This window comes from Mesorhizobium sp. M0626 (assembly GCF_040320665.1).
In the GTDB taxonomy this organism is placed as follows: domain Bacteria; phylum Pseudomonadota; class Alphaproteobacteria; order Rhizobiales; family Rhizobiaceae; genus Mesorhizobium.
In genome coordinates this window covers 13,785-27,967 of record NZ_JAMYQD010000005.1, presented here as the reverse complement: position 1 = coordinate 27,967, position 14,183 = coordinate 13,785, and the positions used below count along the sequence as shown (strand labels likewise).

The 14,183-nt window shown below is 61.3% G+C and carries 17 protein-coding genes and 1 tRNA gene; 6 read left to right on the top strand and 12 right to left on the bottom strand.

Annotated features, from left to right (window positions below; all coding sequences use genetic code 11):
• Positions 1-103: 103 nt before the first annotated feature.
• Positions 104-1,105, top strand: a complete 1,002-nt coding sequence (locus NKI37_RS07325; protein ID WP_352787182.1) for an alpha/beta fold hydrolase — start codon at positions 104-106, stop codon at positions 1,103-1,105.
• Positions 1,106-1,170: 65 nt separating this feature from the next.
• Positions 1,171-1,404, top strand: coding sequence for a hypothetical protein (locus tag NKI37_RS07320; RefSeq protein ID WP_352787180.1), 234 nt, complete (start codon positions 1,171-1,173; stop codon positions 1,402-1,404).
• 152 nt (positions 1,405-1,556) lie between these two features.
• Here NKI37_RS07320 and NKI37_RS07315 read toward each other — a convergent pair whose 3' ends face one another.
• The 4 genes from NKI37_RS07315 to NKI37_RS07300 form a co-directional block, all read right to left on the bottom strand.
• Positions 1,557-1,796 (bottom strand): DUF2188 domain-containing protein, encoded by a 240-nt coding sequence (locus NKI37_RS07315; protein WP_023667535.1) that lies wholly within the window; start codon positions 1,794-1,796, stop codon positions 1,557-1,559.
• A gap of 59 nt (positions 1,797-1,855) precedes the next feature.
• Complete coding sequence (locus NKI37_RS07310; protein ID WP_032891817.1) at positions 1,856-2,134, bottom strand: DUF982 domain-containing protein; 279 nt, start codon at positions 2,132-2,134, stop codon at positions 1,856-1,858.
• An 84-nt stretch (positions 2,135-2,218) separates the two neighbouring features.
• Positions 2,219-2,533 (bottom strand): SH3 domain-containing protein, encoded by a 315-nt coding sequence (locus NKI37_RS07305; RefSeq protein WP_352787179.1) that lies wholly within the window; start codon positions 2,531-2,533, stop codon positions 2,219-2,221.
• Between the two features lie 124 nt (positions 2,534-2,657).
• A complete protein-coding gene (locus NKI37_RS07300) occupies positions 2,658-3,755 on the bottom strand; it encodes an NADH:flavin oxidoreductase/NADH oxidase (protein WP_352787177.1) in 1,098 nt (365 codons plus the stop codon).
• A 143-nt stretch (positions 3,756-3,898) separates the two neighbouring features.
• On the opposite strand from NKI37_RS07300, the gene NKI37_RS07295 reads away from it, so the two are divergent.
• Both NKI37_RS07295 and NKI37_RS07290 read left to right on the top strand, forming a co-directional pair.
• Complete coding sequence (locus NKI37_RS07295; protein ID WP_023688346.1) at positions 3,899-4,477, top strand: NUDIX domain-containing protein; 579 nt, start codon at positions 3,899-3,901, stop codon at positions 4,475-4,477.
• 88 nt (positions 4,478-4,565) lie between these two features.
• On the top strand, positions 4,566-5,537 hold the full coding sequence (locus tag NKI37_RS07290) for an ATP-grasp fold amidoligase family protein (protein ID WP_352787175.1): 972 nt from the start codon (positions 4,566-4,568) through the stop codon (positions 5,535-5,537).
• Between the two features lie 142 nt (positions 5,538-5,679).
• On the opposite strand, the gene NKI37_RS07285 is transcribed toward NKI37_RS07290, so the two are convergent.
• The 3 genes from NKI37_RS07285 to NKI37_RS07275 all read right to left on the bottom strand — a co-directional run bounded on the left by NKI37_RS07285 (position 5,680) and on the right by NKI37_RS07275 (position 7,168).
• Positions 5,680-5,886 (bottom strand): hypothetical protein, encoded by a 207-nt coding sequence (locus tag NKI37_RS07285; protein ID WP_023815363.1) that lies wholly within the window; start codon positions 5,884-5,886, stop codon positions 5,680-5,682.
• 148 nt (positions 5,887-6,034) lie between these two features.
• Positions 6,035-6,223 carry a hypothetical protein gene (locus tag NKI37_RS07280; protein ID WP_023688348.1) on the bottom strand — a complete coding sequence of 63 codons (189 nt, stop codon included), beginning with the start codon at positions 6,221-6,223 and terminating at the stop codon, positions 6,035-6,037.
• A 723-nt stretch (positions 6,224-6,946) separates the two neighbouring features.
• Positions 6,947-7,168 carry a hypothetical protein gene (locus NKI37_RS07275; protein ID WP_023710600.1) on the bottom strand — a complete coding sequence of 74 codons (222 nt, stop codon included), beginning with the start codon at positions 7,166-7,168 and terminating at the stop codon, positions 6,947-6,949.
• Between the two features lie 86 nt (positions 7,169-7,254).
• On the opposite strand from NKI37_RS07275, the gene NKI37_RS07270 reads away from it, so the two are divergent.
• The gene (locus NKI37_RS07270) at positions 7,255-8,118 is read left to right on the top strand and encodes an ATP-dependent DNA ligase (protein WP_352787174.1); all 864 of its coding nucleotides are present in this window, start codon (positions 7,255-7,257) and stop codon (positions 8,116-8,118) included.
• Here NKI37_RS07270 and NKI37_RS07265 read toward each other — a convergent pair.
• From NKI37_RS07265 to NKI37_RS07245, 5 genes are all read right to left on the bottom strand, one after another.
• Complete coding sequence (locus tag NKI37_RS07265) at positions 8,115-8,363, bottom strand: hypothetical protein (protein WP_352520436.1); 249 nt, start codon at positions 8,361-8,363, stop codon at positions 8,115-8,117. The two genes, NKI37_RS07270 and NKI37_RS07265, sit on opposite strands and share 4 nt — an antisense overlap.
• A gap of 943 nt (positions 8,364-9,306) precedes the next feature.
• On the bottom strand, positions 9,307-9,498 hold the full coding sequence (locus NKI37_RS07260; protein WP_023667524.1) for a hypothetical protein: 192 nt from the start codon (positions 9,496-9,498) through the stop codon (positions 9,307-9,309).
• Between the two features lie 747 nt (positions 9,499-10,245).
• Positions 10,246-10,331, bottom strand: a tRNA-Leu gene (locus tag NKI37_RS07255).
• A 128-nt stretch (positions 10,332-10,459) separates the two neighbouring features.
• Positions 10,460-11,122: an outer membrane protein gene (locus NKI37_RS07250; protein WP_023702493.1), complete on the bottom strand. Its 663-nt coding sequence runs from the start codon at positions 11,120-11,122 to the stop codon at positions 10,460-10,462.
• Between the two features lie 129 nt (positions 11,123-11,251).
• A complete protein-coding gene (locus NKI37_RS07245) occupies positions 11,252-12,103 on the bottom strand; it encodes an alpha/beta fold hydrolase (RefSeq protein WP_023702492.1) in 852 nt (283 codons plus the stop codon).
• A gap of 247 nt (positions 12,104-12,350) precedes the next feature.
• Between NKI37_RS07245 and ade the strand changes: the two genes are divergently transcribed.
• The gene (gene ade, locus NKI37_RS07240) at positions 12,351-14,162 is read left to right on the top strand and encodes an adenine deaminase (protein ID WP_023751503.1); all 1,812 of its coding nucleotides are present in this window, start codon (positions 12,351-12,353) and stop codon (positions 14,160-14,162) included.
• The last annotated feature ends 21 nt before the right edge of the window (positions 14,163-14,183 follow it).

Genomic DNA, 14,183 nt, shown 5'->3' with positions numbered 1-14,183 from the left:
GCGCCATCGAACTGGCGGCAATGCCGACACAAGCCGCCATCTGCCTTGCCGAGCGTTCGTCAGTGGGTGATGGTGCGCGCCGGTCCGCTTCCCGGGTGAAAACATGCTGGTATCGATTCTGCTTTGGCTTGTCGCCGGCCTGTCCGTGCTGGCTCTCGTCATCGTGGCCTGTCTGGTGGCCGCTACGCTCTGGATTGCCGCCAAGGCCGAAAGGCTGGTGCCGGCCAGCGGAAACTTCGTCGAGATCGACGGCAGCCGCATCCATTATGTCGAAACGGGCGAGGGACGGCCGATCCTGTTCGTGCACGGACTTGGCGCGCAGCTCCACCAGTTTCGCCACACGCTGTTTGAGCGCTTTGGCCCTGGCTACCGCCTCATTGCACTCGACCGGCCGGGATCGGGCTATTCTGTTCGCGCGCGAGGAGCCACCGGCCGTCTGCCTGAACAGGTCGAGATCATCAGGCGCTTCATCGAAACACTCGGGCTGGAAAGGCCGCTCGTGGTCGGGCACTCGCTGGGGGGCGCCGTCGCGCTGACCCTGGCCTTGGAGCATCCCGGCGCGATTTCCGGCATCGCTTTGCTGGCGCCGCTGACGCATCTGGAAGCCGGCGCCCGCGAGAAAGCGGGCCTGCTCTATATCCGTTCGCGGCTTTGGCGCTGGATCATGGCCTACACCGTCGCGATACCGACAAGCCTCAGATATGCGCGGCAGACACTGGAGTTCATCTTCTCGCCGCAGGCCGTTCCCGCCGACTACATGATCGATGGCGGCGGATGGCTCGGGCTGAGGCCTGTCCATTTCCATGCGACCTCCACCGATTTCGTGGCGGTCGAAGAGGATCTTGGCCGCATCGAAGAGCGCTATGGAGAGATCGCCATGCCGGCCGGGATTTTCTTCGGGACAGCCGATCGCGTCATCGCCATGCGCATACATGGGGAGCCGATGAAGGACAGGATCGAAGGGCTCGATTTCGAGACGGTCGAAGGCCTCGGCCACATGCCGCAATTCGACGAGCCGGACCGCGTCATCACCTTCATCAAGCGCATTGCCGAGCGGACATTCGCCGGCCAAGACCTCACCACAGCCTCACAACAATTTCACTGAACCATTCGGCTGATATCCGGTTTTACCCCGTGTCGCACCCAAGGCGGCAGATACGGAGTAATTCAATGTACAGGAAAGTTTTTGCAGCATCCGTGCTGACGATCGGTCTTGCCACATCGGCGATGGCGCAGTCATCGGACGGCACGTATTCCAACGATCACAGCTGGTGGCCGTTCGGCAACGAGCAGTCATCGACCGTCGACCAGAGCACCACCGGCAGCATCAATGCCGACGGCAGCAAGGCTATGGCGCTACGGGGCCGTGCGCCTCCGACCCGTCAGGACCCTACGGAAATGTGAGGCCCAACGTGAACGATCAATATTGCGGCAAGTGATCAAGCCGCGGCTTCGACTGACCGGCAGGATGTCCCGCCTGTTTGTTTTGACGCAATTCCCAAGGGAATTGCTTAGGCGAGCATCCACGGCCGGCAGCGAAAGCTGAGGGGCAAGGATCAGTCGGAAACTTCGGTCTGCGGCCGGTCGCGGCCGTCGGCCAGTTCGTCGTGCCACTTGCCTTCGGCATCCTCATACTGGATGCCGTCCGTGGCGCCGGCGATCTGCTGTTCGGCCGAGGCGATCTCGGCGGCGCGCAGCGCATCCTGGTGGGTCGGGAATGTCTCCGAGAATGTCGAACCGACCTTGTAGGCCCAGCCCCCGTCATGCTCGACGATCTTGTAAGTCAGCTTCGCCATGAAATCCTCCGGTTCGTCCGTCCGCTCAATGCGGCCCGTTTTTCATTGCAATTTGGGCTTCAATGCAACTTGGCGTCTGGCAGCCGGTCTTCGGGAACCAGCACTTCCGATTCCTTGGCCGCTTCGATCAAGGCCCTGCGTGCATCGGCCGTCGAACGATAACCTTCCAGCACTTTGAGGCAAGTGTCGAGAGCATCACGATGGCGCGGGCCGCGATTGAGCGGCCACACCGTCATCAGACACTCCGCCGCTTCCTGGGTGCTGCGGATCTGGCGATATTTGCCGACATGGCCGAGTTCGACCACGACCGGGGTTTCAAAAGGTTTGTTATCCATGATGGCCGCAACGCAAAGCAGCCAATATGGTTGCAAAAGTGGCCGTCAGCCTGCGCCCAAACGTCTCACCAACCGCAATCGTTGGTCTCAGTAACCGCAGTCGTTGCGCAGCCAGTGGGCGTTGGCCCAGCCGGTCCGTCCGCCGATTTCGACCTGGTACCAGTTGCCGCGGCGGTCGAAAATCTCCGTGTGGTCGCCGTTGAACAATTGCCCGATCATGCGCGACGACGAGTTCGGCCGTACGCGCACGGCGAGAAACCCGCTGCCGGTATCCAGATCGTAGTGCCTGGACAGGCCGTGCACCGTGCCTTCGCAATATTGCGCGCCGAGGGGAGACGACGCGGCGAACGACAGTGCGACCACCAGAGCGGCTGCCGCCGGATAGATTGCCCTTGATGCCATGGACTTTGCTCCCAATCCGGCCGCCAAGGCGGCCTGCCCCCAGGGACTATAGCGGGCGGATTAACGCGAAGCTGCGGCAATCTGTCCAGCAGATGCGTTTGGCGCATCCGTCGGCGCTGCCTGTTCAGCCCTTCGTCCAATGCTGCATCGTCGTCACCGAGCGGGCGAGCTGTGGCGCGGGATGGATTTTTTCGCTGAAGGTGGCGGCGGCGCGCCAGCCCCAGCGCGGATCGGCGAGGAAGGCGCGGGCCAGCGCGACCATGTCGGCGCGGCCGTCGGCGACGATCGCCTCTGCCTGCGCGGGATCGTCGATCAGGCCGACAGCCCGTGTCGGGATGCCGGCGCCCTTGCGCACCGCTTCGGCCAGATGCACCTGATAGCCGGGGCCGGTCGGCAGCTTCTGCAACGGCGAATTGCCGCCGCTCGAACAGCAGAGATAGGCAACATCAAGCGCCTTCAAGGCTTTGGCCACCTCGATCGCGTCCGCGACCTCGAAACCGCCATCGACCCAGTCCTTTACCGACAGGCGGGCGCCAAGCATCAGGTTTGGAACCGCCTTCCTCACCGATTTGGCGATCTCGATGAGGAAACGCATGCGGTTTTCCAGCGAGCCGCCCCAGCGGTCGGTGCGCTGGTTGGAAAGCGGCGACAGGAACTGAAAGATCAGATAGCCGTGCGCGGCGTGCAACTCGAGGAAGTCGAAGCCGGCGCGCTCGGCCCGCTTCGCGGCTTGAGTGAAGCGCTCGATAAGCTGCAGGATTTCATCCTCCTCCAGCGCATGCGGCACATTCCAGCCGGTGTCATAGGCGATGGCCGAGGCCGAGACGGTCTGCCAGGGATCCTCGCCCGGCTGCAATGGGCCGCCGCCTTCCCAGGGCTTTCGGTTGGAGGCCTTGCGGCCGGCATGGGCAAGCTGAATGCCGAATTTCGTTTCCGGCGCGGCGACGCGCCTTGCTGCATCCAGCGTGCGCCGGGCGGCCGCCTCGTTGTCGTCGGAATAGAGGCCGAGGCAGCCATGGGTGATGCGGCCGCGCCGTTCGACGTCGGTCATCTCGACGGTGACCATGCCGGCGCCCGACATCGCCAAGTTCATCCAGTGATAGAGATGCCAGTCGCTGGCCGAGCCATCTTCGGCGGAATACTGGCACATCGGCGCCACCGCGATACGGTTCGGAAAGGTCAGGCCGTCGAGAGCGATCGGCTGGAAAAGCGCTGCGGTCATCAAAAAACTCCGGAGAGGGACTGCAGCTATTTAGGCGATGGCAGTTGCCGGCACCAGACACGAGGCGGTGAAAGCTTCGCCGTTTCGGTTGCGCGCAAAACCGTTCGCGGTTACGCCATGGCGCCGACAGCTTGGAGCTCATCATGGAAGATCGTATCCGCATCCGCTCGGAGGAAGTCCTGTCCGACGACTGGGCGGTCCTGAAGAAGACTGTTCTCGATTACCGTCGGCGCGACGGGCAGTGGGAGACGCAGATTCGCCAGACCTACGATCGTGGCGACGGCGCGGTGATCCTGCCTTTCGATCCCGAGCGTCAGACGGTGCTTCTGGTGCGGCAGTTCCGCTACCCCGCCTACGTCACCGGCCACCGCGAACCGCTGATCGAGGCCTGCGCCGGCCTGCTCGACAAAAACGATCCCGAAACCGCCATCCTCAAGGAGGCCGAGGAAGAGCTCGGCTATCGCCTACAGAACATCGAGCGGCTGTTTTCCCCCTATATGAGCCCGGGCAGCGTCACCGAACGGCTGTGGTTCTTCGTGGCGCGCTATTCACCCGCCGACCGCATCTCGGCCGGCGGCGGCGCGGCCGACGAGGGCGAGGACATCGAGGTTCTGGAAATGCGGCTTGATGAAGCGCTGGCCGGCATTTCAGACGGCCGCATCATCGATGCCAAGACGATCATCCTGATCCAGCATTTGAAACTGTACCCGATGAAGGGCTAGCTCGGCGAAGCTCGACGTGCCTCACTGCTGCGGGCAGGGTGGCCGTCCACTTCGCGGATGAAGTTGCGCAAGTTGCAAGGACACCGGAATGGCGCGTGGCGCAAAGGCATGGCTGAAGCGAAACAGCGCGCGGGCATCTCTCCTGTTGCTGAACGCCGCGCTGCTTGTCCGCTATCGCCGGTTGACCCAGCGTTTCCTTGAGCGAATGCGGCATCTGCCGAATTTTGCAGCCCCGGTGACGTTCACGGAAAAGATCCACTGGCGCAAGATTTTCGATGACGATCCTCGCGTTGCCGGTCTTCTCGACAAGCTCAAGTCCAAGGAAATCGTCAGGGAGCGGCTTCCCGGGCTCGCCATCCCTGAGGTGCTGTGGCAGGGCGACGATCCGCGCCAGATCCCCTTCGATGACCTGAAAATCCCCTACGCCGTCAAATGCAACCACGGTTGCGCCATGAATGTCATCGTTCGCGATCCGGCCAACGCCGACCGGGAGGCGATCATTGCCGAGATGACGGAATACCTTGGCCAAACCTATGGCGCCCGCAAGCTGGAGCGCAGCTATGCGCACATAGAGCGGCGGGTTTTCGTCGAAGCACTTGTGGGCAAGGACCAGGGCTATGACCCGGTCGACTACAAATTCTGTGTGCTGGCTGGCCGCGTCGCCTACATCGTCGTCGTCGCCTTCCGTTCCACGGTCAAGAATACCGCCCACCTGGATCGCGATTGGCGCCCGCTGAACATCGTCCAGGGCGCGATCGACTCGAGCCTGGAAATTCCCCCTCCCAAGAGCCTGGCGCGGATGATCGAGGCAGCCGAGGCGCTCGGCAGCGAGTTCGACATGGTGCGTGTCGATTTCTACGAGGAGGAGGGGGAGCCGATCTTCGGAGAATTCACGGTCTACCCACGCAGCGGCTTGCTGCAATTCGACCCGGCTGCCTTCGACCGCGAACTGGGCGAGCATTGGGATATTGGCGCGTCAGGTTACCTCAGTCGTTTGCCCAGCCGATTTGCCCAACGGTACAAGGCAATGCTCGTCGCCGCCGGCTATCTCGACGTTTGAGATGGCTGCCTTGGTGGCGTGCTACCCGAAGCTCGAAGAGCGAAGGGTGGTGCGGAAACCCATACGATTAGAGATCGAGGGAAACTGATAGCTCAGCAGGGAGTCGTGATTTCGAAGTGCCGTCTCAACTGAGCCGTAGCGGTCAATTCGTCCTGCTGGGATCAATCTTCGTGAGCCGCTGCCTGGTCTCGACCATGCGCCTTTGCGCAGATCGGATTCGGCAACACAAGGCGAGATCGATAGCGACGCCGCAATCTTCGTCCAGCAAGTTTTCGGCTCGTTCGAGATCCAACTTTGCCCGGCCGACGCGCTGACGGGCTCTGGCCAGTTCCAAGTTCATCAGGTCCATTGTTGCGCTTCCTTTTGGGTTGCGGTCCCTTCGGAACACCAAACCGTGCCGAGCGCTTTGGTTCCTGCGGCGACTCGGCCGATTGCCGCTAAGGTATCAGGAAGCTCTCCCACGTCCCGACTGGGTCGAGATCATTTGACAAAATCTTTCAGCTTGTTGAGTCGACTGTCGCCAGAGGCCTTCCGGCCTTCAGGACACGCCGCCTCGCCGATCGTATCCTGCTGGATAAAGCGAGGTTCTCAGCCACCATTTTCTCGCTGAGTACCAGCGCGAACTCGGTCTGTTTGATGCGCTGCTGAGCATCAGCGAGTTGCATCGTGAAAAGATCGGTTGCCATTGTTGATCCGGGATCCGCGAGATTCATGATTGCGTAACACATGGCGGGCGAAATCGTTCCTAATTGTCGGGCGAAGCCGGTGCCGCAAAGGGCGGCTGAGTTTGAACTTCCCACCCGGCCAGACGTCCGCGAGCGCCAAGGCATCGAGAGCCCAGTGATCGGAGGGCCACGACGAGCGGGCGCAACCCGACCACTTAAGTGATCAGCCTCGCTACAGCCTTGACAGGTACAGTCGCGGCCTCATCAAGGGGAGGTATCAATGGTCTCGGCGATTGGAAACCAACATCGGCAGGCAGCTGAAACTCGACCGAAACCCGCAAAGACAGAACCGGGCGAAGGATTTGCGCCAGGCAAAAGCGCAGACAGCGTAGGACATCGCGCCAAGGCAATGGCGGCAGAAAGTGGCGACACGGATTCTGGCGCCCAGGGGCGCGCCGCATCGACAATCGCCAGGATGGATATCACCGTTTTGGCTCCACAGAGCGAAGAGCCGCCTTTGGAGTAGCCCGGGCGGCCGTGCCGCTGCCTCAGTCCTTGTGCAGCACAACGCGCGCTGGCTACGCTCGGTGGACATCGTCGTCTCGAAACACTTCGGGCGTTGCACTGCCGCGAGCCGCCTTCGCTGCTGGTCGAGGGGCTGTAACCCTTGGTGGGGCCGGCATCGCCTCGCCGGTCGTTGCGAGCCCACGATCGCGCGGCCAAGCGACCTTCCCTGTGTCGTCTCTATTTGATACTAGGGGACGGCGGTTTCATCACGGGCAATTGCAGCTGGTCAATGGTTGCGACGATGCCGGCGGCAATGGCTTCCGCCTCATGCATCAGTTCCGGACCATAGAGCCCATTGACCATCTCTTCGCTCGGCAGCACGCCAGGAGGACAGTGCTCTTCCATTGTGCGCCGGATGAGCGTCAGCGCTGCCCGGCATTGGTCGGCTTCGATCTTCATAGCCCTTCAAACATCCAATTCGTCTAAAATGTTCCGGAACTAATTTAGCGCTAGCTAATTGAAGTCGCAGTTCTGCGAGTCAGTGCATGCGTCTGAAATTCATCAAGCCCATGGAACCCGAACTGGTCGACACGCCGCCGATGGGCGATGAATGGATTCATGAGATCAAATTCGATGGCTACCGCACCCAGGTCATCAAGGATGATGACGGGATTCGGCTGATCACCAAGAACGGTTATGATTGGACGGGCCGCTACATCCAACTTGCCGGTGAGGCGGAAGCGATCGAGGCGAAAGACTTCATCATCGACGGCGAGACCATTACGATCAATGAGGCTGGCCTATCCGACTTCCATGCGCATCAATCAGCCGCGACCAGCCGCAAGCCGTCGCGCGATCTGTATCTGCCAGCATTCGACCTCTTGCACCTGAACGGGCATGACTTGCGGAACACGCCGGTGGAAGACCGTCGCGAGATACTCCGGGCGTTGATCCCGGACGGCGGCCGAATTCAGTTCAGCGAAGCGATGCCGGGCACTGGCGACGCCGTCTTTCATCTGGTCGACCAGGCTGGGCTTGAAGGTATCGTTTCAAAGCGGAAGGGCAGCAAGTATCGGTCGGGTCCGACGACGAACTGGCGCAAGATCAAGTGCTATGCCGAAAAGGAGATGGACATCATCGGCGTGCAGCGCGAGCCCGGCAAGCCTGCCATGGTGCTGATGGCCGACAAAGGCCACTATGCCGGCGGCGCCTTCGTCACCTTCAAGGCGGACAAGCGCCAGCGCCTATGGGACCGCGTGCAAGGCAAGATTGGCGGGCCGGCGCCGAAAGGGCTCAAAAGTGACAAAGCCGAATGGCTAAAGCCGGGCCTGGTCGGCCGCGTGCGGTTCCTGAAGGGCGAGGAGAAGCTTCGCCATGCCAAGCTGCTGGATTTCCGGGAGGAGACTTAGCCCGGAGGCTTGTCCCGGGGCTGTGCCGGTCCTGTCCCGTTCCACTGGATGAACTTCGACTTCTGGCCGGTGATGGTCTCGATCGACTTCAACAGGGGTCCATGGACCTTACGTAGAGCTTGGTAGTGCTCGCCGTGGTACGCCAGGAGCGGCCCGACGATGCTCTTGTGCAGCGCTTCGGCTGCCGCCAGGAAGCGCTCGATTTCAGCCCGGGAAAGTTGTTCCGAAGGTTTGGTTCTGGCCATTGGCGCTCTCCATTGAGGGGTCGCCGCAACGAGGACTATAATCCTACATGCCGGACTGCCTGACAAGAGGGCTCGCCGGCCTTACCCCGCAGGTAGCAGTAGGGCGACGGCGCCAAGCGCAGCATCAGGAGCAACCACCAGCAAAGATGAGCAACGGCAGGCCCGGCGACCTCCTTTGGCACACGGACAAACAAGAAGGTCGCCGAGCCTTACCGGCGCTGCTTTGTGAGGGAGACGACGCCGGATGAGATGAGAGTATGCGATCGTGCTAATCTCTGCGAACCATGCGAACGAAGGAAAGCCTTGTGGCACGGACGTTGAGATCAAGGTCGGCGGGGCGCTGATGCAGGATTCTTCCAAAGCGGTAGTGAGTCCAGAGCGGAACATTAGCGTCGGCCAACGGTTAATTCGGCAGTGTTCCGAACCGTGATTGGTAGAGCGATGGTGACGTTTCATCTTGTCTATTTTTCCGGCCTCACGGCAGACCAGCTGCTAGGCAGCGCCGTTCCTATCCTGGCGTGTTTGCTGCTTTATAACGCTCTGGCTACGGACGCCTAACTGATGGGTCGGCCAGCGGCCGGCCTCCTTGGCAGCCGGCGATTGCCATCCCGATGCCAACTTCAAGACCTATCACGAGGCCAAAGACAAGCTTGCCGACGAAATCAATGGCGAGGGCCGGACAGGACGCCACACGTCCAGGCAGGGCTCTCTGACGGCATTGGCGATGGCCCGTTGGCAATTCGGGGGTCCATTGTTCCCATTTCTGTTTCTCCCAAAACTGCCCGCTGCCTCACGGTGGCGAGCTTTTTCGTTATAGGGCCCTCCGCGCTGGGCAATCTGTTCCAGGAGCTTCTGTGATGCCTCTATGACGCGGCAAACCTTGGAAAAGGTTTCCGTGGCAGGACCGGGGTACGATTCTAACCAACTACCGCTGTATAGGCCACTAGCGCCCGACGATCCGGCTAATCATGTCGTCATCAGGTGCGCTGTCGGTGAATTCCCGTAGCAGCGCCTTCGCGTGGTCTACCCAATGCTCTTCAGCCAGGTTCAACTCCCGAACGGATCTCCTGAAGGTCTCGCACACCACATCGAAATCGAAGGCGTCAATGCTGTAGCCTTCCTCGTCATGGTCCATCGGCCGCCTCCCCTATGGGGGAAACTGTACGGAATCGTACGAAGCAAGTGCAAGCGCATTCAAAAGCAATTGGCTGATGCCGCCCGATCGTTCCACAATGTGTTGCTAATATGCAGCACCGACTGAATCTCCGATCAGCGGCACTTGTGGTTGGTTCCAACAGCTGCACGTTGACGGCAAGATGCCAAAGCCAACGACATGCGGGCGACGAAGATGGACAAGCGACAAAACACAAGAAATGTTGAGTTGGTCGGTCTTCTGGCCGTGCCGTTGTCAGTTCTAATCACGCTGCTGATAGCTGGAATGATCCTTTGCTGAAATTTTCAAGTGGCAAAAGGCTGGGGCGGCGGGTTTTCCCCTTTGAAAGAAGTCACCATGTCCCAATCCGTCGAACCCCCGATATTGCCAGAGGATAGCCCAGACCGTGGGGTGAACTGTGAAGTCGCATTAGAAGCCGCGTTTGCGGCCTTGGTGACTGCGTCAGAAGCGCAAGGTTGGACGCCACAGGAAACGGCCGCAACTCTTCTTAAAATCGCGACGGAGCATGCCCACCGGGTTAAGGCCGCTGCGGCCCCAGCCGGCTCCTAAGGGAGTGCCTTGACCTGGCCCGCGCGGTCGGTCGCTACCGACAGGAGTGTTGCAGCAGGTATTCCAGCAAGAGTGTTAAACCTCTTCAGTTGCTACCCGCGTCAGCCTTTTCTATGGTAGCCAGTGAGTTCTTACAGAACAAATCCTAAGCATTTCAAATGGTGCGGACGACGGGAATCGAACCCGTACGATCAGAGATCGAGGGATTTTAAGTCCCTTGCGTCTACCAATTCCGCCACGTCCGCAGGCCAGCCCTTTTCAGACGCCAGCGAAAACCCGTCAAGCCATCTTTTGCCGAGTGTCGGACTCATGAAAGGTGGTTCGTGATGGCAAAACAGTTGGTTGTTGCCAAAATCTCAGTCGCCGAGAAGGCTCAGAATTTGTAGCTGAGATTGATACCGACCGCGTTCAGCTTCACATCCTGATCGCGATCGTTGAAGGGTTCCGCCACGTCATAGTGCTCGGAGCCGAAATCGTAATAGCGATATTGCGCGCCGACGATGAATTTGTCGGTCAGCGCATAGTCAACGCCGGCGCCCAAGGTCCAGCCGATATTCGTGCGTGTGCCGGCGAACGACGCGCCCGCGACTTGCGACGTTTCGATGCCGGCAAAGGCGACGCCGCCGACGCCGTAGACCAGCACGCGGTCCATGGCGAAGCCCGCTTTGGCGTTTACAGATCCGAACCACTTGATGTCCGTGCGGAATGTGCTTCCAAGGCCTGATACCGCCGTACCGTCGACGGCGGAATAATTGAGCTCCGCCTCGGCGCCGAGCACCGCCTGATCGAACTGCCACAGGCCGGCGACATGGCCCCCGACGAAACCGCCGTCAATATCGGGCGAGATGGAAAACGGCGCGCCTTCCGTCACTGATATGTCGGACTGGCCCCAGCCGTAGCCGGCCTGCAGGCCGGCATAGTAGCCGGTCCAGTCGAAGCCTGGTTCGGTCATCGGCACCGCCATCGGGTCGGCGGCGAATGCCGGCGCGGCCAGAGCGATCAGAAATCCGGCACTGGCAATCGTCAGACACCGCATCGAGTTCTCCGAAAAGGCTGTTCAGAAGGCGCCTTGCCGGAAGGTAATCCTATTCGCCGCAAAACGGAACCCATTGTTCAACAATCGGAAGCACCCGTTGCTGCGCTGGGTGCTCTATCTTGGGGGGCGCTATTTGGCGTCGATGAAGTCCAGCGCCGCCTTGCTATATTCGTCCGGCGCCTGCAGCATGGCGAAATGGCTGGCGTTGGGCAGGATGATGAGCTTGGCGCCCGGAATGACGGAGGCCATGTATTCGGTGTGTTCGCGCTTGATCGCCTCGTCATGGTCGCCGGCAACGATCGCAGTCGGCGTGGTTATCTTGCCGAGCTGTTCCTTGGTCCAGGCCGGCTCCGACTCCCACATGTGGCTGATCTGCGCCACGAAGGCATCGTACTGGTCGGGAGTCTTCGACAGTTTCTTGTAGTCGCGTCCCGAGCGGTCGATATAGGCGGCAAAGGTCTTGTTGGTCAGCACACCCGGATCGACGCCATCGGTGGTGACGTTGGCGGCCTGCGCAAAGAGCCTTGTCAGCCGCTCCGGATGATGCAGCGCGATGTCGATGCCGATAATGCCGCCGTCGCTCCAGCCGACAAGAGCGGTCTTGTCGATCTTGAGATAGTCGAGCAGCGCAAGATAGTCCGACGCCATGAGGTCATAGCCGTAAGGCTGCTCGGTGCGGGTAGAGCGGCCATGGCCGCGGCTGTCGGCGATAATAACCTTATGCGTCTTGGACATGGTCGCCACCTGGCTTGCCCAGATGTCGCCATGGCCAAGGCCGCCATGGATCAGGAGAATCGGATCACCGGCGCCGAAAACGGCGTAGTACATCTGAATGCCGTTGACCGGCGCATATCCGCTCTGTTCAGGCTTGGGCATGGCCGCCGGTTCGGGCAAGGTCTGCCAACGTTCCTCGGCGGATGCAAAGCCGGCCGAGATCAGGAACAGGGTGACGAAGGCGAGTGCTTTCAGGAACCGGGTCATGACTTCACCTCAGGAGGTTTCGGCCTCATCACAACAAAAACCCGCCTCGCGGCGGGTCGTCGGCGCAAATCAGCACCGTCGGCAGAATAGTAGCATAAGTGCCGGCACAAGCCAAACTGAATGACCGCCGTGACGCTCGCCGGTGTGAACGGGTGCAGCGCATCCGCCGATCATCGAGCGGATTTCGTCCGTGATCGCTGGCCAAAACCTTGCCGGCTTGGCACAGTCTGGCAAACAGGAGTCTTTCATGGCCAAGCAGCCGTCGGCGACGAAACCCAAGCCCTGGACCGAGATGGCGACGCATCTGGTCGACGTCGCGACGGGGCGCAAGCCTGCCGATCTCGTCATTCGCAACGGCCGCTGGGTGAACGTGCACTCCGGCGAAATCATAGCCGGCACCGACATCGCCATATCAGGCGGCCGCTTCGCCTATTGCGGGCCGAATGCCAGCCATGCCATCGGCCAGGGCACCAAGGTGGTCGACGCCGGCGGTCGCTATCTCGTGCCCGGCCTGTGCGACGCGCACATGCATGTCGAGAGCGGCATGGTGACGGTGACCGAGTTCTGCCGCGCCGTCATCCCGCACGGCACCACCTCGATGTTCATCGATCCGCACGAGATCGCCAATGTGCTGGGTCTGCCCGGCGTGCGGCTGATGCATGACGAGGCCGTCGCCATGCCGATCAACGTCCATGTCCAGATGCCGTCCTGCGTGCCGTCCGCGCCGGGGCTGGAGCATGCCGGGGCCGAACTGACGGTCGCCGATGTCGCGGAAGCGATGACCTGGGAAAACATCATCGGGCTCGGCGAAGTGATGAATTTTCCCGGTGTCGTGGCCAACGATCCGGTGATGTCGGGCGAGATAGCCGCCACGGTGCGAGCGGGCAAGACGGTCGGCGGCCACTATGCGTCGCGCGATCTCGGCCTGCCGTTCCATGGCTATGTCGCCGGCGGGCCGGAGGACGACCATGAAGGCACGCGCGCCGAGGACGCGATCGCCCGCGTGCGCCAGGGCATGAAGGCAATGCTGCGGCTGGGCTCGGCCTGGTACGATGTTGCCTCGCAGATCAAGGCGGTGACCGAGAGCGGGCTCGACCCGCGCAACTTCATCCTGTGCACCGACGACAGCCATTCCGGCACGCTGGTGCATGAAGGCCATATGGACCGGGTGGTGCGCCACGCCATCCAACAGGGATTGAAGCCGGTGACGGCGATCCAGATGGCGACGCTGAATACCGCCCAGCATTTCAAGCTGGAGCGCGAGATCGGCTCGATCGCGCCGGGACGGCTGGCCGATCTGCTGATCGTCGCCGATCTCGCCGCCATGACCATCGACGAGGTCTATGGCCGCGGTATCAGGCTGGCCAAGGGCGGCAAGCTCGAGATCGACATCCCGGCCTATGATTACCCCAAATCGGCGAAGAACACCGTCAAGCTCGGCAAGAAGCTGAAGCCAGGCGACTTCGACATTGCGGCGCCCAAGGGCGCCAACGAGGTGCGGGTGCGGGTCATCGGCGTGATCGAAAACCAGGCGCCGACGCGGGCGCTGGAGGCCGACCTGCCGGTCGAGGACGGGCTGGTCGCCATGGACCGCCGCAACGACATCTGCCAGATCGCGCTGGTCGAGCGCCACCGCGGCACCGGCGGCGTCACCAATGCCTTCGTCTCAGGCTTCGGCTATATGGGCGACTGCGCCATTGCGTCGAGCGTCGCACATGATGCCCACCACATCATCTGCGTCGGCACCAACAAGGAAGACATGGCGCTGGCCGTCAACCGCCTGGGCGAGGTCGGTGGCGGCGTGGTGCTGTTTTCAAAGGGCAAGGAACTGGCGCTTGTCGAAATGCCGATCGCCGGGCTGATGTCGGACGAGCGCGCCGAAATCGTGGCGGCCAAGGCCGAGAAACTCACCGAAGCAATGCGCAAGATGGGCTGCTCGCTCAACAACGCCTACATGCAGCACTCGCTGCTGGCGCTGGTCGTCATTCCGGAGCTCAGGATTTCCGATGTCGGCCTGATCGACGTGACGACGTTCCAGAAGGTCGATCTTTTTATCTGAGATCAGCCCGCTGCTTGGCTC